The organism is Pseudomonas sp. LB3P14 (genome assembly GCF_054898045.1).
Genome location: NZ_CM142714.1, coordinates 4648011 through 4669466, shown reverse-complemented (window position 1 = coordinate 4669466; position 21456 = coordinate 4648011). Strand labels below are relative to the sequence as shown.

Sequence of the window (21456 nt, the reverse complement as noted above, 5' to 3'; positions counted from 1 at the left end):
CCTACCAAGCCATAGCGGCAACCGCCTGTGTTGAAAATGATGCCATAGCTACAGCCTTTGAAGCAGCTATGAGATGATTGATGTGGCCAAATCCTCGCCTGCCATTTTTGCATGAGTCTCAAAGGGCAGGGAGCAATAGTTCGAGCGGTTCACGCTAACAAGCACTCAGTTGTTCCGTTCGAGCGTTACAAATTAGGCTCGACCAAAACTGACGGTTTTAAACGCCGTAACGCTTGTTCCCGCCTGATGTGATGCAGTACCTACCACCTCTCGGGCCAATGCATACACTGCCGGAAGAACAAGGACAGGAAGAGCCATATTCAGAGGCAGGCCTACGGACAGGTTGCGGTGCTTGCCTCAATGATTTCGGCTGAGATGCAACGTAGCAATTCGATCCGCTGCAAATGCTTTTTGATGAAAGCCACTTCGCTGGCTGGCCATCAATGCTTATGCGCACCCAATCATCCAGTTGTTCGAAGACCTGAATTTTGTCTCCACGGCTCAGCTTGGAAATGATCTTTCCGCCCGGCTGATCCCGGATATTGAGCTTTTCTGCTCTTACGAATTGATCACTGGAGGAGGCCGGCGTCGGTGATGAAACCGCTGTATTAGAGACCAGCGTATTCGGTGTGCTCGGTAGGCTCGGTTGCACCTGAACGGGAGGCGTATCTTTTTTGCCTACTGCCCAAAGGACAGCGAAAACAATCAGGAGTGGGACAAACCATGACTGAGACTTCATGCGCATTTCCATTGCTCTCGCTCAACAAACAGTGCCCAGCCTGTCCTCCTGACCAACCTGGCTTCATAAACCCTAATGCGAGTTTAGCCAAGCTTCTATTTTCTGCAGCCTACCTAACCCTAAAAGCTTTGGTTTTCCCAAATCAAGCATCGTTGAGATACCAGATTGTTGCTGTCGTGTAGCCGAGCGTGACGTCCGTCAGACGAGGCAGACGTCGTCTGTGGTGAGCGAGGAAGGTCGTTTCAAATCACCGGGGTGGGCAGGGCGTACATGAACAGGCTGTCCAAACTGGCATGAGTTTCAAAGACCGAAACGGAGTCGGCAACTGCAGATATTAAGTATTGAGGAATAGTGTAAGTTTCCATCTCTTGTCCTGACATCCCTATTGAGCATGCACTGAGTGTATCAGTGCTTCGTTTGAACGCCGGCTAACCTACTGGCCGCTCGCATCGGTTAGTGCTACGCGTTTCTGCTTACCACTTCAAATACACGGGATACCTTAAAAATACTGTCCGAATAGCCTTCGGGTATCCCATGGATATCCCTTTGATAGTTCGATGAAATTGGCCCAGATCAATTGCTTGATAGCCCTTTGCGATCATCGACTTTGAAGTGCTACTATCGAGTAGATTCAATAAGAGTAACTGTATTCATATACAGTCAAATGTCGAATTGGCGTAATCGTTACTGTATATTCGTACAGTTATTTTCAGTCGCCAATTGCTGGAAAACGCTGGTCATCCCGCCATCAGTACAGCCAACTGATCTGCTCGTGCTCTTTCTGAGGCGGTCGTGGAATTTTTATGGATAAATTGCCAGATAAGTTACTGTTTGACGCGACGAAGCTTTTCGAAGCCCTCACGTACCAGCTTGTGGTTGCGCTTGAATATTGCCACAAGCTGAAGAAGGGAAAGCGCCTGTGGGTCGAGGTTTTCGGGGATGTGACCTTGGAAGACGAGGCGCAGGTGGAGGTCAAGCTCTACGCCGATGCGTTGAGGGACGGCCACCAGAACATCTGGAACACCCTGAATAACTGGCTGAACAAGGCATTTGACCATACGGCGTACGAAAGCCTGATATTGGTGACGAATCAGGAGTACTCGCCAAAGTCGACGCTGACCGACTGGAACAGCTGTGCCGCTGCCGAGAAGCTCGCCTTGCTCACTGCGATCTACGACGGTGCCGAGCAGAGGTTTGTCGCTTCCAGGGCGAAAGAGCCTTCAGAGACCTTGGAGCTCTTACGATCCGTGATGGCTCCTGAGCTGAGGGATGATCTGCTGGAGGTGTTGGGGAGGGCGGTGTTCATCACGGGCTCGCCTTCGCTCAAAGAGAGGCTCGATGCCTACGAGGTTGATCAGCTTAGGGTGATACGAGAGTCGAAACGTCAATCCTACATCGATGACATCCTGGGCTTCATTGGTAGCCCCCGGTATATCGATACAGGCTGGGAAATCACCTGCGAGGAGTTCACCGCCAAGACTGTTGAGCTGACCAAGCGTTACATGAAGCATTCAAACACCTTCCCTGAGGTAGATGCTGATGCGCTGAAGCAGAAGATTGTCCTTGATGAGATCGCCGATCGGCCTTTCGTGCAGAAGATCCGCGAGATCGATGGCGAGTCACGCGTCAGACACGCTGCTCTGCAGCTTCTGATTGCCGGCGAGGTCATTGATGAGCTGTACCGAGACAATCTGGCCTCGGATTTTGATATCAAGCGCTATCAGAAAAACCATTGGAGATTATGGCCGTGAGTATGAATGCCGCAGACCATATTTACACACTGCGCCGGACGCCATTTGCCCTCGCGCCGATAATCCACTCCTTTTACGATCACTGGGGTCCGACTGAAAAAGACATTCTACTGAGCTACTTGGTTTTGCCCCTGATCACCTACAAGCCTATTCACAAGTTTCTGCATTACGCGGGGAAAAATAGCTCGATCCGCACTTTGACGCAGGAACCCAGCCGGATTCTCGGTTTGGAGTCGCGGATCGAAGAATACCAGCCGATCACGAATGCTTCCCTGCTCATCCTTACCTCGGAGCAGAGCATCAAGATCAATGAGGATATGTCGGTGGTTCCGCAAGGCAAAATCAGAGCGGAAAATGCCGATGCCCAGTTGTTGAAGTATGCTCGGAAACTCGCAGTGGTGTTTACGGGTGAAAATGTCGTTTCTGTTTATAAGTCATTGGGGCTGAAATCGCTATGAACTGCTATGTAAGATATATCGGCGTCGTAGACAAGGATAAAAGACTTCACACTGTGGAGTTTACCCGTGGCCTAAATATCATCACCGGTAAGTCGTCTACCGGGAAAAGCGCTATTCTCGAGATCTTTGACTACTGTTTAGGTAGTAGTGAAGACACTATTCCAGATGGTAAGCTGACTGAGCGTGGCGATACGTTCTTCACCGTCCTGCAGTTCCCGAGTCTGACGCTTGTGCTGGCGCGAGCAACGGCTTCCAAACGTTGCTTCCTGCGCGAGGTCACCGGGCCAGAAGCAGAGAATGTCCTAGAGCTCATGGGGCAAGTTGAGTATTTTTTTGACGATCGATATTACATCCATAAAGATCAATTCCTAAAGAGTCTCGGAAAGTATTTTGGCGTAACGCTGGAGAATATTGATAAAGACCCGATGTACAAAGAGGTTACGGGTAGCAAGGGCGCCACCCCATCTGTGCGCAGCTTCCCGTCGTTTATGCTTCAGCACCAGAACCTGGTAGCGAACAAACATGCCATTTTCTACCGGTTCGATGAGAAGGTTAAACGGGATCAGGCCATCGATCACTTCAAGATATTCATGGGTATCGTTAAGGAAGAGTATTTTGATATCGCCAAGGATTTAACCGAAGCAGCCTATGAACTTCGTCGGGTTGAGCTGAAAATCCCCAAAGACGAGAAAGTCAGGGAGGAAACGGTTGGGAAGTTCGAGAAACTCCTCGCGGAGTACCAAGCACTCGCGGGAGTTCCTCTGTTCGAGATGACGGCTGATGAGATTTTCATCAAACCAAGTCAGGCGCTAAAGCTGATGAAAGGTACCCCGGTCACCGTGGATGGGCTGGCCGATGATTACGAGAAGACGCTCAACTCGCTGCGTGACCAAAAGGCAAAACACGTGGCCGACCTGCGTTCGGCGATAGGTCGACTCAATCTACTTGAGCGATCTGTTGAGCAAGCGAAGGGGATTGGTGCCTCGTATGCCTCGCTGACGATTCCCCGCTCCACGAACCTTGAGCACACGTTCTGCCCAGTGTGCGAGTCTCACTCCGATATCCCGGAGGATCAGGCCAACAAGCTGACACAGGCCATCGAGTGGCTGAACACTGAACTGAAGCTTTCGTCGTTTGCGCGGGAGAGCTTGGGGCAGGAGAGTCGCGACCTGAGGAAAGATATCAAGGACTTTCGTCAGAAGCTCAAAGAAGTCCAGACCTCCCTCAAGCCTTTTGAAGAGCAGGAAAATCGACTGGCCCAGACCCACTCGTTGGAGGATGCTCCGAAGAAAACGAAGCTGCTGCTTGAGATCGAAATCGACAAGTTCATCGAAAACCCGCCTTCTGACTTGAAGAAGATGAAGGATTATTGGGAGGCGCAGGTTAAGAAATACCAGGCCCAGCTTGATGAGTATGATGTTGATATCGAGTTGGACAGGCTGGCGAGAGACATCAACAAAAAAATGAAAGAGCTTGGTCAGAAGTTCCACTTCGAAGAAACGTACAAGACGGGATCGCTGAAGTTTGACGTAAATAGCTTCGACTTGTGGCATGAGAAGGAAGCTTTCAAAAAAGTTTTCCTCAGGTCTATGGGAAGTGGTGCAAACTGGGTTTACTCGCACCTTACCTTGTTCATGGCGCTGCACTATCAATTTGCTGCCAGGGCCGATAAGTGCAAAATTCCGCCGATTCTCTTCCTTGATCAACCTACACAGGTTTATTTCCCTTCCAAGGATGATGGCCAGGTATTTGTGGCTGATAATTTAAGGCCTGATGACACCAAGGGTGTCGCATTGCACGACGACATCGATGCGGTGTCGAACATGTTTACTCAACTTGCTAAGTTCTGTGATGATACTGCAGAGCAAACTGGTATGAGGCCGCAGATTATCGTTTGTGATCACGCCGACGGACTAGACCTTGGGGAAGGTTATAACTTCGGTGATTATGTCAGGGAGCAGTGGCGAACGCGTGGTTTTATCGCTGACTGACTTGCGGCTTTGAAATGTTTGCTCACAAGCTGAAGGTTTAGAGGCTTCAGGTAAGCTGGAGCACTTTAAAAGCCTGATCAACGACGCGGTGAACCAGATTCCGCCTGACAAACCTGGAGTCATCCACGTGTTCTACGAAACCCGTGATGACATTGCGATCGAGGAAATGAGAAGGGGGAAGAACATCGACAACATCGCGACCTACGACGCGTCCATCGGTGGCGGGCGTGCTCATGCACGCTGTGAACTATTACCCCATGGAGAGTGGTTACCCGTGGGCTGAAACCATGCAGGACTTTGCCCGCGTTCCTGACCTCATGGATCTCTACCCTCGGCAGCCCCTAATGTTTTCGTCTGGCACTACTCGTGAAGTGGAGGGTGATACACATTGGAGGCAGGACAGAGCCTCTAAAAAGCCGCGATAGCGCTGTTACCGATCTTCGGCTCAAGGCAGTCACACCTACCCTTGGCGTCGTCAACCCAAGGTCGTCGAAAGGTCTGGCAGAGCAGGGCGGTCAGGGTGACCTAAAATCTTCAGCAAAATGGGGCGATGCCCTCATGGGACTTCGCAGGTTACCAATCCCTAGCCTGGGCCAGTTTCTCGGTAATCTCGGGAACGAGGAATGTGATCAGTTGGTTGAGGCTGGGATCTTGCCGGAAAGCTTCGTCATGGTTCCTCATGCCGTCCTTGATCACCTCAATGCGCCGAAGCCACGTACCTTTGGTGTCCTGCTCCTTCAGCAGCTGCTCGGTGTCGCAGAGTTTGAGCGCCCACCCAAACGGGTAGAGGTACTGCTTATAGTGGTCGAACGCAGTGTTGGCAACGTTCAGCAAGCGCGGCAGGTTGTAACCGAGAGGCCGACCATAGCGGGCGCTCAGCATCAGCGAAATCGCTCCATGAAATTTGCCCGTGCGGTAGTCCGTCCGCAGGTGCAGTCGAGGTAAAGCGACGCGCATCTTTTCCCGCAGGAGCACCCAGGCGGCATCCGTTTCCCGGCAGTCATTCGGGGCATGGTTGAACCAGAAGTCATAGAGCGCCTGGCGGGCTTTCGAGATATCCAATGAGCTTTCCAGTTCGGCACGAAGGGCATCGTAGTCCTTGAAGAACACCTTCTGCGCCTTGGCATCTACAGTCAGCTGATCAAGGAAAACCTCCTCCATCACCCACTCGTTGATGATCGTCTTGCCCCTCAGGTGCGGTACCGCATACCAGCAAACCATGGCCATGCGTTTCGCCTGCCGCGATCGCTCTAGCGTTGCCTCATTCACGATGAAGACGTTGTGGTTATTCAGGTAGAAGATGTCTTCCTCGGAGGTGCGGGTGACGCTCGGATCGAAGCTCTGGAAAACCCAGACCATGCCGCCGTTGTTCATCCTGTAGAACTCGCGGCGACCTACGATCTCGGTAAGATAGGTGGTCGAGAGCTGCACCTCGAATGCCAGTCGCTGGCCGGCGTGCTCCACCTGCACATCCGGCTTGCGCCACTGCGCTCGGTCAGCAAGCCGCATGCCCTTCCAGACAGCTTCCACTTGCGGCTCGCTGCAGTTTTCATCGGCAATCAGGCTGTCGCGAAGGATGCCCTTGAGTCTGAGGTGAGCCGCGCTTTCCTTGGCGGCGTTGTACTTGATGCAGTTGATCTGCTCAGCGCTGAGCAGGCCTCGCGTGGAAACCGAACACTTCTGCTCGACCTCCTCGCGCGGTTGGTGGCGAAAGTGAAAGCGCCGACCTTTGGTGCGTACCAGGATGACCGGCGCCGAGCATAACTGGCAGACCAGCCAGGGCTCTTCGGGATTGCGTGTATACCGGCTCGCCAACTCGGCCCGGTCTTTGATGACCAGGCCCAGCTCGCGGCTCAGGAACACCTGCAGGTCGATGTTTTCGCCGGTCTCCATGTCGAGGATCTCGGTCAGAAGCATGGTGTCGGTAGGCTGTGCGATTTCATGGGTGAACATATGGCTTCCTTTTCGTGGAGTGTCCTAACCAGCCACCGGAAATCAGCGACCCCGCTGCCACCGAACCCTTTACACTTACTCGTACCCTGAATTGCGCCAGGTCAGAGTCCATTGGCGCGCCATCTAGAAATCAGCGGACTTTCGTTCGCAGGCGGCGTTGTCAATCCTGGATTTCAGCTCTTCAGCAAATTTACGGATGGTGCGGATTGCCTGCTTAACCTCTTCCGTGGTGAGTTCGATCGGCTGATCATCGAGAGTCTTGCCGTTGCGGTGGACGATGTCATGGCGCTTGCTGCAGATGCGACCGATCTCGCCCACCTCCAAGCTGTCCATGTGCTTGCCAAACATTGCACCCAGCACCTCTTTCACCGTCCCGACGTTGTGCAGCGTCAGCTCCTTCAGTGTGGTGAGGACAATGCTCTCCACGAGCTTAGGCTGCTCGGCAACCTCCTTAAGGTTGATCGTGCGCGTACTCAGCTTCCGGTACCCGGCTACCAGGTTGATCAGCAGCCCCTTGTCACTCACGACGAGCTTGCAAACGACAGAACTGATGAGTGCCTCCATCAAGGTGACGGCATGGGCATACACAAGCTTGTTCAGTGTATCGGTGTGCTGCTCGCTGCTGCCAAGCGTCAACAGGCTGGATGCGGTCGCAAGCTCTTCGGGAAACTTGAGGAAAAACTCGCTGTGCGTATGCCGGTTCAGCCATTGGAACTCAGCTTCTTCCTCTTCCGCGTCAAGCATGGCCGAGTACTCGGCGGCCAGCTCTGCCCAGCGCTCATCATCCTCGTCGATGTCGACTCCATATACCTGTTTGATCCACTCAATGCAGCGTTGCTGTTGCAACTCGAAGAAGTGTTCCTTGACGCTGCTCATACGATGTCTTGTCCTGTGAAGTTCATGGAGTGTTGTCGCTGTGCGTGAAAGCTCAAACAGTCACGACGGATCGGCAAATCAGGTGTTGGTCTGCGGATGATCATCAGCGATCATGCCGAGCTTCCACGTACTTGTACTTTGCCACCATTATGCGAAAGGACGATGAGCACGCGATGGCTGAAAATGTAAATGTTTGTTCCGAGTGTGCGTTCGATCCTTTCCTGGGCGAGCAGATCCAGCTCAATGGTCGCGCCGTTGTCTGTGGGCTCTGTAACTCGACGCGTACGTGCTCACCGCTCAGCGAGATCGTTACCTGCGTGGAGGACGCCCTCGGTAAACACGTTTGTGTAGGAACTCACCGTCACGTTGGTAGCGACGGCGACTTCTCCGTAACGCATGGCGAGAGCATCGAGCACTGGATCATCTTGATGTTTGGTTGTTCAGCCAGTGAGCCAGTCGTGGGCGCGGTGTGCAGCAACCTGACGTCCTTCCGGCGCGACGACGAATACCTGAAGAGGTCTTCCACACATGACCATATTGGCTTGAAATGGGGAGAGTTTGAGGAAGGTGTAAAGCACGGCAGTCGCTTTTTCAATCAGCACGCCAGAGAGTACCTAGACTGGCTATTCGAAGGGCTGCATAAGTACTCAGCAGAGTCAGAAGCGCTGGCTGTGGTGCGCGTGCTGACTCCTGAAAACGCTCCACCAATTTACCGCGCCCGCACCTGCATGACGTCGTCAAGCGTTGATGAAATCAGCGCGGATCCTGCGATCAAGCTCGCGGCGCCGCCCAAGGCGCTGGCAGGCGAGGGGCGAATGAACCCCAATGGCGTACCGGCATTTTATGGTGCCTTCAAGCGCATAACCTGCGTGGCTGAGCTACGACCTCCGGTAGGTGGGACTGTCGTCAGCGGTGAGTTCAGATTGAATAAACCGGTTAGCGTGCTGGACTTCGAACGATTCGAAAATGCCGATCTTGGGTTCGAGCCGAGCGTCTTCGATCCCGACTACTTCCGGAAGTCCGGGCGCAGGGAATTCCTCAAGTACCTGCACGATAAGATCACCGCACCTGTGCTCCCAGGTTCGGAGAGAAATTATTTGGTATCTCAGTTCATCGCCGAATACCTGGCCACCTGCGTAGAGCCTCGTATCGACGGCGTCATCTTCAAGTCGGTTCAGGATCCCTCGGGAAGTAACATCACCCTGTTCTCGCATGTCGTCTGCGTAGAAGCAGCATTGCAGTGGGAGTTCGACGGCAGCCATGGAGTGAGGGGGCCGAGACAATCTGACCCCCCTCGCATTGCGTATGTAAACGCAAGCCTCGTTCAGCACTCTATCAAAGCAGTGGAGTACCGTCCCATAGATAATGTCATCTTAGAGAGCGCCAAGAGCTGCGAGAGCACTTAGCTGGGCCGTTACAGTCGGTGGGCGGGCTGCTTAACGGGTGGAGGTGGCTGGGGTCGAGGCTGACGCGGCCTCAACAGGCAGATCGACTTTCGGCACCGAACTGATTGTGATGCCCACGTCCAAGGTTTCGGCTAGGCCGGAGATGATCCGCTCCTTCGAACTCTTCGCGAAGTCGTCACGGGTGACGCTCGAAGCTGCGCCAAACAGAAGCAGGATCACGATGAGGGTGGTAAGTGCATTACCCACAACGCCGCCCACACCTCCGAAAAGAAGGGTTTTGGCACCCTGCCAAGTGCGCTCTCCCAGCGCCTCAGGCTTGTGCCGCTTGATGAAAAGCCACAGCTCAGCCTTGTAATGCTTTTCCATCTCATCCAGTTTTTCTTGGATAGCCTGAGCGAGATAGTCGTTGAACGTGTTGTTGGCGGTGTCTTTGTACATCTCTACGGCAGGTAATTCTGCGCAATGTACGTGGTTGCGGACTTCCGCGTCGGTGGGCTGCCTGTTGTTTCGCATCGCGAATTGCTGCAGGTACTGCTGCTTGCTCTGCTTGTACATGCAGTAAGCAAGTTGTCCCACTATGTCGTCGGGGTTCTCGACCAGCTTTTCGTACATGACGTTGTGCTCCACCACCGACTCGTTGTCGTTGGCGGAGGGCTGGGGCAGGAAGGGCTTTGGAGGCGGCTTTTTGAGGCCTTTCTTACGCATCCTATCGAGAAGCCACACGCTTGGCCCTCGCGAAACGAGCGTTGATGGTGGCGGCGCTCTCGGTGCTTAGATCGCGCGCAAAAGCACTCACAGCCTTTTTAGAGCTGTGGCGTTTCAAGACTTTGGAGACAAGGTCGTTTTTGCCCATAAGGCTTTTGAGGAAAGCAGTCATAAATCCTCCTGATTCACGTGACATTGTACACCAACACCCCACCAACGGTGCGGATGAGCGCTGCGCCCTCTGCAGACGACCGTTCAGCGGCTGCCACCTAGGTAGATTAGGTGATGTGCCATCTCTTATCAACGTGTGTTACCTAGTGAGTTGAGCACAAGCTCCGCGAACTGCATCAGGTAGAGGTGGCAATAACGGCCAAGTAGGGGGCCCAGCTTAGATGTCCAATAGTGAAGTTGGCGGTCAATTAGCTTGAGGGGATGCGGTTGTTAGTGTCCCCCGCTCGATTATGGGTGAGGGCGGGGGAGAGTATGAAGCAGCGATATCATTGAGCTTGCGACAGGTTTCGCTTCAAAAGCGAGAGCTCCTCCTCCTGCAGGGCGAGCGCGTCCCGAAGCTTATTGATTTCATATGTTTGCTTGTTGATAGTTTCCAAGCGATCACGTGATAACTTCATATAAAAGTCTCGGCTCGATTCGGTTGTTTTGAGCGACATACTCAGTGAGCTATTGCTATTTCGAGCATCCTGCAGTTGAGTGAACCAATATATAACCTCCAGCCTACTTAGCTCCAGCAACTCCTCTGGCGTTTTTTTTTCAGCCTTGGATATGGCGTTATATTCCTCCTGCTGAGCGCGTTTTTGTTTGATCTCGTTGAGTTTGTCTTGTGGCCATTTGCGATTATAAATCGTGTTTCGATGTATGCCTGATAGCCTGGCCAGAGATGAAGCAGATGCCGATAGTGATGAATCCCTTTCTATTCGGCGCAGTGCTTCATTAAGCTGCCGTGTCACAGCCTCAAATTGTTCGTTGTTCTTTTCATCGTATGTAGCAGAACTCATACCATCAACTCCTCGCCCAATCCTTGCAGTACCGCCTTAGCCTCGGCGATTGCAGCCTTCATCTGAGCAATCGAGGTCGCAAATTCACCATAAATAAGCTGATCGATCGACTTGGCCTCTAACTCGAGCTTTCTGACGGCAATCGTGTTTTGCACGTAGATCTCACGCCACTTGGGCGCATTGGCCTTTGTGACAACAGCGTTTTTGCACCGGTAGGGGTTGCACCGAAGCGAACCAATACAGGGGAGCGATGCATCGAAGTCCTCGTTGGCATTGCCGTAGCAATAGCCTTGACCCACGTTGATGATCGCAAAATTAAGCTCCACCATCCGATCAAAGATTTCGTCTTTGGTGTAGCCTGCCTCAAGGTAGCCTTGGAAGTACTTCTTCAATCGCTCCCGATGGGCTCCGGCATTTTCACCCACGTAGCCACCATCGGGATCGCAGGCATTCATGACAAATTCTTTTTCGGCATCGTGCCGAATAGCGTTTGCGACCTCGCGCCCCGTGTCAGAGGTGAGTGCTGAGCCGATGTTGCCATAGTCAATCGTGACGGCACTTACGCGATTTTGTCCAATGCCACTCACAATATTTCCAAAATGTTTCAACTGATAGGAAATGAAAGGCAGCCCTACGGAAGCACGAAACATTTGATGCGCCAAGGAGTGCCGTAGGGTATAAGCGGACACATCAAGATTTTCAAGTTCTTCGACATCTAAGGTTTCTGATAGGAATGCCCACAATACGTGGTCGAAATTTCCGATCGAATTTGCATTTTCCTTTTGTTCAGGGGCCACAGTATTCATATTGGCTAATAGGTATTGGTTCTGTTTGAATCGATTTAGTATTTGCAGTGTCCTTACGGCATCCATGACAATCGGAATCGCTGCCCATTTGTCGCCAAAAAGTTTTCCATAGACTTCGCGATTTTTAAGAACCGTGCTCAGAATTAAATTGTGACCAAACTCATTTGTCATCAGGCATCCTTCCGCCATGATTCCTGAGAGTTCGGATGGCCTCATGCCAGTGTATTGAGCAATTATGTAATATGCACTGTTGCTTATGTGGGTGATGTATTGATAGAAGTCATCATCCATCTTTGCATTAGTGAGTTTGCATATGGCTTCTTTGTCCTTGAACATGCCATGTCTTTGGGGAGACCAGTATCTAGGATCATTGTAATAAAGGAAAGATTCAATCTCTTTTCCTGAATACCCTCGAGAGGTAAGGCGAATGGCTACATAGATGTCAAAATTTTTCTTGGTTAGCTTTGCCTCTGCTGCAGCTTTGTAACCGCTAACCTTCAATCGCTTCAGCCCATCTTTATCACAGACTGGTTCTTTCAAAGCTTTCAAAAAATCTACAACTGCGTAAGTGGCTTTACGTGAACATTTCTCGAAGATATGGTTATCGAAATATTTTTGCTTCTCCCGGACTCTAGGGCTGACAATACTATTCTGTGGCCACTTCAGTGAAGACATTTCTATAAAAGGCAGAGGCTTTGCAAACAAGTTTTCGACCAAAAATGGTGAGCGTAGGAAAGTGAACCCTAAATTCGTAACGCCGCGAAAAGCTCGGTCATATACTTCTGCTTCTACAGCGTAGTCATTTTCGCTGAAGTCAGCGAGGCTGTAGTACGTAAGCTCGAAGAACTCATCGCCCTGTTCAAGACGTTTGCGAGCACACATTTTATCAATAAATGGGATGACTGATTTGAAAATGTCGATGATAGTATGCGGTTTGCAGATTTTAAGCTTTCTTCCAGTCCGAATCGCTCCCGGCATCTGAAGTGCGCAAGCGAACGCGATTTTTAACTCGAAAAGAATCGTCGAGTTAAGACTCGTGTAGTTTTCAAAATCAATCCTGGATTTTGCGCCTTGAATATTCCTCGCAAGCGGATGTGGTTCATCATTGAAGTCCCATGCCAAGTCCCTAATCATGCTGAGGTTGCTCACGGGAAGATTCATTATCGCATTGAAGATAGCAACAGGGTCGTAGTCAGCGCTGACCTCACTCTGACTGACTTGGCTATAGCTCCTATGGCCCGCAGCAAGCGCGTTTTGAGCACTGAGAAGGCGCAAAAACTGATCCCTAGCCGGCTTGATCTGGTAGATGAGGTTGTCGAGCGTAGACGTCAAAGGGTCATTCCTTCTACTAGAGTACTCGTGAGGATGTGTTCAGATAGACGCTCGGCATGATCCAGTTGCTCGCTATCGAAGCCTTGGGCCGACGGCGTTAGAATGGAATCCAAGGTTTCCAGATTCTGCACGATGATGCGTCCATACGGAGTCTGCGCGACTGCACTGGTCTCCATCATTGCTCGATAATCTCTTCGCATAGCAAACAGGTCAGGCAGGTTGGATGCTGTGATAATGGAGTTGCGGCATGAAAGACACTTGTTCAAAAGCGAGCAAGGGTTTCCTTCCTTATAAGCTGGCGAATTCCTAATCTCTGGCGGGGGATCATAGACATTTCGACACTCGACCAGCCCCGTCCTGATGGGGACTGCTGGAGAATTTCGTTCGTTTTGGATATCTATGTTGCTCGTGGGAATATCTACGTTGCTTGATTCGGCCAGCACGTATTTCTTATGAATTTTTTGTAAGGCCTCATCGACTACCTTCTGTGCAGTTTTGCTGAATTCCAACTGATCAAGGTATTTGATTGTGGTGGTGATACTTCGATGGCCGAGAATCATTTGAATCTCGCGCAGAGAAACGCCTTGGTCTACCAGTTCTGCTACTAAGCTAGGTCTTAACCTAGAAGCAGAAATTGCCAAATCATCACCATTGTCTTTCTTCAAGTTATGATCTTTGGAAAACCGATTCATCACTAGATTAATAATATTAGATTTTTCTATTGATTTGACTTCTCGATATTCGGAACCTTTCAACGATTCATAAATGAATAGCTTCTCTCTAATGGAAGGGGCAGCGCGGTCACGGATGTGACGAGTCAAGTAGATCACATCGTTGAAGATCTTCTCGACTTCAACGCTCTGAGCCACGCTAAGCCAAGTGACGTCAGCATCCATGAGATCAAGGTCAGCATTCATGAGGTCAAGGTGGTAGAGTTTTTCCCCGCCGGATCGCTCTTTCCAGTAACGTAGGTAGGGCCGCCTGGTGATCTCATGGCATTTAATGAAGTCATCCACATCCAGAGATTTCACGGAGTCGGCATTGAGTCCCGTTATTTGTGCTAAGCGGATTAAATAGGGGGCGAGTAATCTGGATGTATATTCGTAGATGACATCCCAGCTCTTATAAATCTCGATGATGCCAGATTCTGAATAGTCCAGAATTTTACAAAAAGCCTTCTCGTAGAAGTTGTTCTGATCGGCAAATGCACGGCTAAGACGTTGGCAGTTGAGTTTGTTTTCAAATATCCATCTGGCATTTTCCAGTGTGCCATATCCGTTCCGAATATGACCTTTCTCATTACAGGGGTCGCACCCGCCATTAAAGTGCTGGTAATCCGCCGCAAGTCGATTGGTTTCCTGGATTTCTAACTCACAGGCATCTCTGATTCTATCTCGCTCCGTAGAAGAATAGGGGCGATACTCATCGGTTGTTCTACTAGTTTTGAACCCTTGTATATCCACAAAGTTGCTGAAGCCGATACCTTGAGTCTTCAGCAATCGCTTTAGCAGCTTGCGCGTACATGTCACGACGACTTGAGCGGAGTGCGATGAAATTGCTCCTATACTTAGTTGCTCCGTCAAGTAGTTTCGCAGTCGAGTCAAATAGTTTGGTGTAATGCACTCAAATGGGTTCTCGCTACCGGTGTAGCCAACTTCTTTAAGATGTTGACTAACAAACTTAAAGCCTTCAACAAAGTTGAGTTGGCCGGACTGCGACATTGTGGTCATTGAGGCAGCGGCGAACATATGGAAAATTTGAACGAACGGGCGCTGAGGGTCAACTGGTACTAGGTCATCGACATGTGAGAGAGGAATAGATCTCAGCGTTTTCAACTGCGTTTCCCATGTATCTCCTCTTGGGAAAAGCTCTTTCTTTTCGTCAGCCTCAAGTTTTCGTTCAGCAACTGTTTTATAATTGGCGTTTACTACACCGCGTTTTTCTAGGTCTGACAAAATATCGCTGAAGGTTTGCTCTACAAGTCGGATATTCAAACGTGCCCACTTAAGATTTCCCATCCCTGGTACATTCTGAAGGCATCTGCGTACTGATATGGTGTTTGCGACCACCGGAATGGCTTGCTTCTCGGTGTCAGTCATACTTTCGTACCAGCGCAGTAGCTTACGGCGCCACTCATTGGCGATAGAATTATGCCCAGGGATAATAATTCGCTCATCGATCATACTTTGGATGACCGAGTTCAGGATTTCGAATCTCGTTTTATAGGCGCCATATGATGTCTTCAGTTCGGTCACTAAGTAACTAGCCGCGATAGCCGGCTCGCCTTTTTGACTGAGTTGCACATCAAGCAGATTCAGCCTGCTAGATTTAATCTTTGTGGCCCACGAGTCGATCTCCTTCGTGATATCAGCTTCTGGGCGCCTCTCACGCTTTGCCGTTTTGGGGGCGGTCTTATTTAGTTCGTCTTCAGATGCTTCATGCTTCATTTTTTATCACCCGAGCGAATGCGCTTAGTAGTCCTTTCACGTAGTAGTTCCATCTCGCTAGCTTTGGTTTTTTCCACGGAATTTGGGTCGGCGAACTTTTGATACAAATCTTGAGGGATCAGCGTGTAACCCTCAGACGTCGTCTCCCGGCTATGCCCATACGACTTCATAAGGGTGACGAGACGCTCTACGTGATCTTTGCCCAAATCAGGGCTTTTAAGAATCGCGTATGCGCCGCCGTGTCGCAGCTTGTGCGGCGAGATGAGGCGCCTGATCTTCCTCGCTTTCATGGCCCGCTTGGTGACGCGGTCAAAGAGCTTTTCGATGCTCTTGGTCTTGTAGGGCTCACCATGTGCGTTGAAGAACGCAGGCGTTTCTTCCGGAGTCGGGTATCGCTTAGCAAAGCGCCGGTAAAGAGGCGTCTTGTGATAGTCCTCAATGCGTTCCAGCGTCGTCCGGCTGGCCAGAGTAGTACGAGGTTTGATCTTATTCTTCCTCCCCTTGCTCCCTTGGATATTGAGCGGGCAGTACGCCGCCTTCAACGGTCTTGCAAGAGGCAATCCTGTAGTGATGAACTGGAGCTTCTGAAATTCGAGCGCATTTCTTACATCCTGCAGCGTCACTCGAGGGACTTCTGACTCCCGTATTCCGGTGTCGTATACCGCCTGAATCAGGCACCGCTCCCGCTCCGATTCAGCGTGCAGAATCAACTTCTCCAGCTCGTCCATGCTGCAGGGTTGAACGATACCAAGGGTGTGGGCTTTGCCATTCCAAATCAGGCCTGTCTTGTAGGGATTGTCCTCACGCAGCGCTGGGCTCTGGTCAAACTGCTTGCATAGATATGTTGTGAACAGGTGATGGTGGGCTGCGTCTCTTCCTTGAATCGTCTTGGGCGCGAGGCCTGCGGCGTTCAGGCCCGCCAAGTAACTCTCAAGCCTGCTTATAGTGACGCTTAACAGCGCTTCGTCTCGGTCGCTACTCTCAAACTCCACCTGGGTCTTTAGGTCATCCAGAAGGTACCCGATGCGGTACGCGTAGGACTTGGTGGTGGCGTCAGCCAGCAAGTTGTTCCTGTAGTTGCGGCAAAGATAATCCGAGGTCAGGGATTGGAGTTGCTCTCCACTCCCTATCAACACACACCCGGTGACCTTCACTTCGAGTTGTTGAGCTTCGGGTTGGGACAGGAACTGCTCCCGGTACTCGCCTTGGGCCAGGACAGAATTTCGTAGGTCTAGGAGCTCTTCCTTGACTGCAACCATCTTCATCAGCGCATCACCTTCGGTTTCCATTTCAATCAGTTGGGGAACCAGCGATGTGCATTATGGGCGGGGAGATATGGTAAGCGGAAGAGGGTAGGGCGGGGGTTGCAGAGGGGGTTGTGCAGTTTAATGTAGGGGGGTAGAAATCACGGCTTCCGCCGCGTGGTCGGTGCCGATCACCAGGCCGTGGGCCGCGCCGGCAATGGTGTATTGAGCGACCATGCGCATCCGCGCCTTGGTGTTGCCCAGCACGAAATCCACCGAGACCGCATGCTTGCCTTCAAAGGCCGCTACTTCACTGGCCAGGGATTTGACGGCCGGGCCGATGTTCACGGTGTGGCGCTCGTCCGGGGCGATGAAATCCACCGAGGCCTGGGCGTCGTGTTCGTCGAACTGGGTTTCGTACGGCAGGCGCACGGCGATGAACGTGTAGCTGTTGTCGCCTGTGCGTGTGCGCAGTTCGCGCATGGCACGCTGGGCCAGCAGGCCGGCGGTCAGGGAATCGACGCCGCCGCTGATGCCGAGTACCAGGGTCTTGAGCCCGGAATTGACCAGGCAATCCTGGATGAAGGTAATCCGCCGGGCGACTTCGGCCTCGAGGGCGGCCTGGTCGGCGAACGGCGGCTGGACCTTGAGCTGTTCAGCAATCTCACGCTGTTCGGCTTGCATGAATTCACTCCTTGCTAGAAATGCTTGATGTACTGGAAAGGGCGGCAGGTACTTTGAAAACGTGTCGCAAATAGGCGACGAAATTCGGGTCTTTGCAGTGAGTCTTGCCAGGCTCATCGGAAATCTTTGCCACGGGCTGGCCGTTGCAGGCGGCCATTTTAAGCACGATGCTCATTGGTTCGACACCCGGAATATCACACGTCAGGTTGGTGCCGATGCCAAAGCTGACATTGATCCGACCGCGCAATGCCCGAAAAATCTCCAGGGACTTGGGCAGTGTCAGGCTGTCGGAGAACACCAGCGTCTTGCTCATTGGGTCGATGCCCAGCTTGTGATAGTGAGCGATGGCCTTTTCCGCCCAGAGCACCGGATCACCGGAATCATGACGCAATCCGTCAAAGAGCTTGGCGAAGTACAGGTCGAAATCGTTGAGAAAGGCATCCGTGGTAATGCAGTCGGTGAGGGCGATCCCCAATAGGCCGCGGTACTCGCGGACCCAGCAATCGAGTGCTGCAATCTGACTGTCGATCAGCCGTGGGCCGAGTTGCTGGTGGGCCATGATCCATTCGTGGGCCATGGTGCCCAACGGCTTCATGTCCAGCTCCCGTGAAAGGTGCACGTTGCTGGTGCCGACGAAGCGTCCGGGGAAATCGTGCTTGAGCACGTTCACCACTTCTTCCTGCACGCGATACGAGAAGCGACGGCGAGTGCCGAAATCGGCTACCTGCAATTCGGACAATTCTTCCGCGCTGGCGTTGGCAGTCAGCCAGTCGAACTTGCGATAGAGCTGCTCGCGCGCCTGTTCCAGCACGACCTCACGGTAGCGATAGCGGTTGCGCACCTCGCTGACGATGGACAGCAGCGGCACTTCGAAGAGGATCACGTGTAGCCAGGGCCCGCGCAGGCGGATGAACAGCTCGCCGTTTTCGATGCCGGTGTGGATGTAGCGCAGATTGAAGCGGAACAACCCGAGAAAACGCAGGAAGTCCGGCTTCATGAAGCTTATGCGCTCCATGAAACTCAACTGGTCGGCACTTAGGCTCAACTCGGCGAGGCGTTCGATCTGGAAACGAATCTCTGCCAGGTACGGGCGCAAATCTTCGCTGTTACGGCAACGAAATTCCCATTCGACTTCCACGTTCGGGTAGTTGTGCAGCACCGCCTGCATCATCGTCAGTTTGTAGAAGTCGGTGTCGAGCAGGTTCTGCACGATGCGATCGCCAAACACGCTCTCGCTCATAACGGGGTTCTCCAGGCTGGCCGCGGCCCGTGGCAGCGACGTTGCAGCTGTTTCAATGAATGGGGCTAGTGGCGCATATCAGTGGTGGTGATTGCCAGCGATTTTTGCATCGTCGGTGGATGTGGGGTTATCAATCTGCTCCAGCATCCACTTCACAAAATCCCGCACTTTCGGCACTTCCGCCGAATGCTCCGGATACGCCAGGTAATAGGCATCGGTGCTGGGCATCGCGTGCTGCCAGGGTATGACCAGTTTGCCGTCGGCCAATTCCTCTTCCACCAGAAATCGCGGCAACAGGGCCACTCCGCAGCCGACCTGGGCTGCGCGGATGCACATATAAAAGGTTTCGAAACGCGGGCCGTGGTAACTGTGTTCGGTGTGGTAGCCCTGACTGTCGAACCAGTCGTGCCAGGCCTGGGGCCGGGAGGCGTTTTGCAGCAGGACCAGGTCGGTGAGTTGCGTAGGATCGGTGAACGGTGTATCCGGCAGGCTGCCCGGTGCGCAGACCGGCACCAACTCTTCGCCGAACAGCTTCAGGCACTCAGTGCCGGGTCGAGAGCCCTGGCCGAAGTAGAACGCCAGGTCGCTGCGACCTTGTAGCAGATCGTCGGCTTCCTGCTCGCTGCACAGGTCAAGATGGATCGAGGGATGGCGCAGACGCCACCCCTTCAAGCGTGGCACTAGCCAGCGAGCGCCGAAGGTCGGAGGCGTCGAGACGCGCAGGACTTCGGTTTCACCGCCGTAGGAGCGCAGGTAGTGAGTCGACATCTCGACCTGTGTGAGGATTTTTCGTACCTCCACCAGGTACAAGTCACCGGCCGGAGTCATTTGCAGGCGTCGACGCACCCGGCGGAACAGCAGATGCTGCAGCAATTCTTCGAGTTGCGCGACCTGTTTACTGACGGCACTCTGGGTCAGGTTCAGCTCTTCGGCGGCCCGAGTGAAGCTCAAATGCCGGGTTACTGCCTCGAAACACTGCAGTGCGGTGATCGACGGCAGGTAGCGTTTATTCAGCATTGGTTGTCCTTTTTCTTGTTTCTTTCTTATCAGCAATTCGCAGCATGAATAAACGGAATGATATCTCTCTTAAAGGTCGTTTGTTGGGTAACCTCCGGAGCGCTAAAACTACAGGTCTGATCAGTCGTGATTTTCCGGCTGCACACATTCTGTTTTTCGCTTGAGGAGTGACCCATGGTTGCCGCATTGCTTGATCGTCTTGGTGTGAACCCGGCCCTGTACCAGAACGGCAAAGTGCCGGTGCATTCGCCGATCGATGGCAGCCAGATTGCCGCTGTGAACTGGGAAGGCGCCGCTGAAGTCGAGCAGCACATCAGTCGTGCAGATCATGCGTTCGAACTGTGGCGCAAGGTCCCGGCGCCGCGCCGTGGTGAACTGGTGCGTCAACTGGGCGATATCCTGCGTGAATACAAGGCCGACCTCGGCGAGCTGGTGTCCTGGGAAGCCGGCAAGATCACTCAGGAAGGCCTGGGTGAAGTTCAGGAAATGATCGACATCTGCGATTTCGCCGTCGGCCTGTCCCGTCAACTGTACGGTTTGACCATCGCTTCCGAGCGTCCTGGCCACCACATGCGCGAAACCTGGCACCCGCTGGGCGTCGTCGGCGTCATCAGCGCCTTCAACTTCCCGGTGGCGGTCTGGGCCTGGAACACCGCGCTGGCGCTGGTCTGCGGCAACCCGGTGATCTGGAAGCCGTCGGAAAAAACCCCGCTGACCGCACTGGCCTGCCAGGCCCTGTTCGACCGCGTACTGAAGAACTTCAGCGACGCGCCACCGCACCTGAGCCAAGTCATCATCGGCGGTCGCGATGCCGGCGAAGCCCTGGTCGATGACCCGCGTGTCGCGCTGATCAGCGCTACCGGCAGCACCCGCATGGGCCGCGAAGTGGCGCCGAAAATCGCCGCACGTTTCGCTCGCAGCATTCTGGAGCTGGGCGGCAACAACGCAATGATCCTCGGCCCAAGCGCCGACCTGGACATGGCCGTACGGGCAATCCTGTTCAGCGCCGTCGGCACCGCCGGTCAGCGTTGCACCACGCTGCGTCGCCTGATTGCCCATGAATCGGTGAAAGAAGAAATCGTCACCCGCCTGAAAGCCGCTTATTCCAAAGTGCGCATCGGCAACCCACTGGAAGGCAACCTGATTGGTCCGTTGATCGACAAGCACAGCTTCGAAAACATGCAGGACGCACTTGAGCAGGCCTTGAGCGAAGGCGGTCGGGTGTTCGGCGGCAAGCGCCAACTGGAAGACAAATTCCCTAACGCTTATTACGTCGCGCCGGCCATCGTTGAAATGCCGGAGCAGAGCGATGTGGTCTGCAGCGAAACCTTCGCGCCAATTCTGTACGTGGTCGGTTACAAGGATTTCGACGAGGCCTTGCGCCTGAACAACGCCGTACCACAAGGCTTGTCGTCGTGCATTTTCACCACTGACGTGCGTGAAGCTGAGCAGTTCATGTCGGCGGTGGGCAGCGACTGCGGCATCGCCAACGTCAATATCGGCCCAAGCGGCGCGGAAATCGGCGGGGCGTTTGGTGGTGAGAAAGAAACGGGCGGCGGTCGTGAATCCGGCTCCGATGCATGGCGCGGCTACATGCGCCGTCAGACGAACACCGTGAACTATTCGCTGGAGTTGCCGTTGGCTCAAGGGATTACGTTCGACTAAATCTCGAGTCGAGCAGTGATTGATCGTTCCCACGCTCTGCGTGGGAATGCAGCCCGGGACGCTCCGCGTCCCAAAAGCGGACGCAGAGCGTCCATTGAGGCATTCCCACGCAGAGCGTAGGAACGATCG

The 21456-nt window shown here is 52.9% G+C and carries 17 protein-coding genes and 1 pseudogene; 6 read left to right on the top strand and 12 right to left on the bottom strand.

The features are described from left to right. Positions 1–217 precede the first annotated feature (217 nt). Positions 218–739: an SH3 domain-containing protein gene (locus ACYZT5_RS21525; protein WP_462047313.1), complete on the bottom strand. Its 522-nt coding sequence runs from the start codon at positions 737–739 to the stop codon at positions 218–220. An 803-nt stretch (positions 740–1542) separates the two neighbouring features. On the opposite strand from ACYZT5_RS21525, the gene ACYZT5_RS21520 reads away from it, so the two are divergent. From ACYZT5_RS21520 to ACYZT5_RS21505, 4 genes are all read left to right on the top strand, one after another. Further along, entirely contained in the window at positions 1543–2490 is a 948-nt protein-coding gene (locus tag ACYZT5_RS21520) for a hypothetical protein (RefSeq protein ID WP_462047312.1), read from the top strand. After that, the gene (locus ACYZT5_RS21515; protein ID WP_462047311.1) at positions 2481–2948 is read left to right on the top strand and encodes a three component ABC system middle component; all 468 of its coding nucleotides are present in this window, start codon (positions 2481–2483) and stop codon (positions 2946–2948) included. The genes ACYZT5_RS21520 and ACYZT5_RS21515 overlap by 10 nt, the downstream gene beginning before the upstream one ends. After that, on the top strand, positions 2945–4939 hold the full coding sequence (locus ACYZT5_RS21510; protein WP_462047310.1) for a DUF3732 domain-containing protein: 1995 nt from the start codon (positions 2945–2947) through the stop codon (positions 4937–4939). Before ACYZT5_RS21515 ends, ACYZT5_RS21510 begins: the two co-directional genes overlap by 4 nt. Before the next feature lie 127 nt (positions 4940–5066). After that, complete coding sequence (locus ACYZT5_RS21505) at positions 5067–5222, top strand: hypothetical protein (RefSeq protein ID WP_462047309.1); 156 nt, start codon at positions 5067–5069, stop codon at positions 5220–5222. A 290-nt stretch (positions 5223–5512) separates the two neighbouring features. Here ACYZT5_RS21505 and ACYZT5_RS21500 read toward each other — a convergent pair whose 3' ends face one another. Both ACYZT5_RS21500 and ACYZT5_RS21495 read right to left on the bottom strand, forming a co-directional pair. Then, the gene (locus ACYZT5_RS21500; protein ID WP_462047308.1) at positions 5513–6892 is read right to left on the bottom strand and encodes a DUF6035 family protein; all 1380 of its coding nucleotides are present in this window, start codon (positions 6890–6892) and stop codon (positions 5513–5515) included. Positions 6893–7015: 123 nt separating this feature from the next. Continuing rightward, a complete protein-coding gene (locus tag ACYZT5_RS21495; RefSeq protein WP_462047307.1) occupies positions 7016–7768 on the bottom strand; it encodes a HEPN domain-containing protein in 753 nt (250 codons plus the stop codon). Positions 7769–7941: 173 nt separating this feature from the next. Here ACYZT5_RS21495 and ACYZT5_RS21490 point away from each other — a divergent pair, with 173 nt between their 5' ends. Beyond that, positions 7942–9174 (top strand): RES family NAD+ phosphorylase, encoded by a 1233-nt coding sequence (locus tag ACYZT5_RS21490; RefSeq protein WP_462047306.1) that lies wholly within the window; start codon positions 7942–7944, stop codon positions 9172–9174. Positions 9175–9204: 30 nt separating this feature from the next. Here the strand turns inward: ACYZT5_RS21490 and ACYZT5_RS21485 are convergent, their stop codons facing one another. The 9 genes and pseudogenes from ACYZT5_RS21485 to ACYZT5_RS21445 all read right to left on the bottom strand — a co-directional run bounded on the left by ACYZT5_RS21485 (position 9205) and on the right by ACYZT5_RS21445 (position 19662). Further along, positions 9205–9879: a hypothetical protein gene (locus ACYZT5_RS21485; protein WP_462047305.1), complete on the bottom strand. Its 675-nt coding sequence runs from the start codon at positions 9877–9879 to the stop codon at positions 9205–9207. Position 9880: 1 nt separating this feature from the next. Then, a complete protein-coding gene (locus ACYZT5_RS21480; RefSeq protein ID WP_462047304.1) occupies positions 9881–10051 on the bottom strand; it encodes a hypothetical protein in 171 nt (56 codons plus the stop codon). Between the two features lie 325 nt (positions 10052–10376). Continuing rightward, complete coding sequence (locus tag ACYZT5_RS21475) at positions 10377–10892, bottom strand: hypothetical protein (protein WP_462047303.1); 516 nt, start codon at positions 10890–10892, stop codon at positions 10377–10379. Further along, a complete protein-coding gene (locus ACYZT5_RS21470) occupies positions 10889–13030 on the bottom strand; it encodes a site-specific integrase (protein ID WP_462047302.1) in 2142 nt (713 codons plus the stop codon). The genes ACYZT5_RS21475 and ACYZT5_RS21470 overlap by 4 nt, the downstream gene beginning before the upstream one ends. Further along, positions 13027–15477 (bottom strand): tyrosine-type recombinase/integrase, encoded by a 2451-nt coding sequence (locus ACYZT5_RS21465; RefSeq protein WP_462047301.1) that lies wholly within the window; start codon positions 15475–15477, stop codon positions 13027–13029. The genes ACYZT5_RS21470 and ACYZT5_RS21465 overlap by 4 nt, the downstream gene beginning before the upstream one ends. Beyond that, complete coding sequence (locus tag ACYZT5_RS21460) at positions 15474–16766, bottom strand: tyrosine-type recombinase/integrase (RefSeq protein WP_462047300.1); 1293 nt, start codon at positions 16764–16766, stop codon at positions 15474–15476. Before ACYZT5_RS21460 ends, ACYZT5_RS21465 begins: the two co-directional genes overlap by 4 nt. A 114-nt stretch (positions 16767–16880) precedes the next feature. After that, positions 16881–17405 (bottom strand): annotated as a pseudogene (gene nadE / locus ACYZT5_RS21455) (NAD(+) synthase); the annotation flags it as partial. Between the two features lie 4 nt (positions 17406–17409). After that, positions 17410–18645, bottom strand: a complete 1236-nt coding sequence (gene pncB / locus ACYZT5_RS21450; RefSeq protein ID WP_462047299.1) for a nicotinate phosphoribosyltransferase — start codon at positions 18643–18645, stop codon at positions 17410–17412. A 78-nt stretch (positions 18646–18723) separates the two neighbouring features. After that, a complete protein-coding gene (locus ACYZT5_RS21445) occupies positions 18724–19662 on the bottom strand; it encodes a LysR family transcriptional regulator (protein ID WP_462047298.1) in 939 nt (312 codons plus the stop codon). A gap of 174 nt (positions 19663–19836) precedes the next feature. On the opposite strand from ACYZT5_RS21445, the gene amaB reads away from it, so the two are divergent. Next, complete coding sequence (gene amaB, locus ACYZT5_RS21440; RefSeq protein WP_462047297.1) at positions 19837–21327, top strand: L-piperidine-6-carboxylate dehydrogenase; 1491 nt, start codon at positions 19837–19839, stop codon at positions 21325–21327. The last annotated feature ends 129 nt before the right edge of the window (positions 21328–21456 follow it).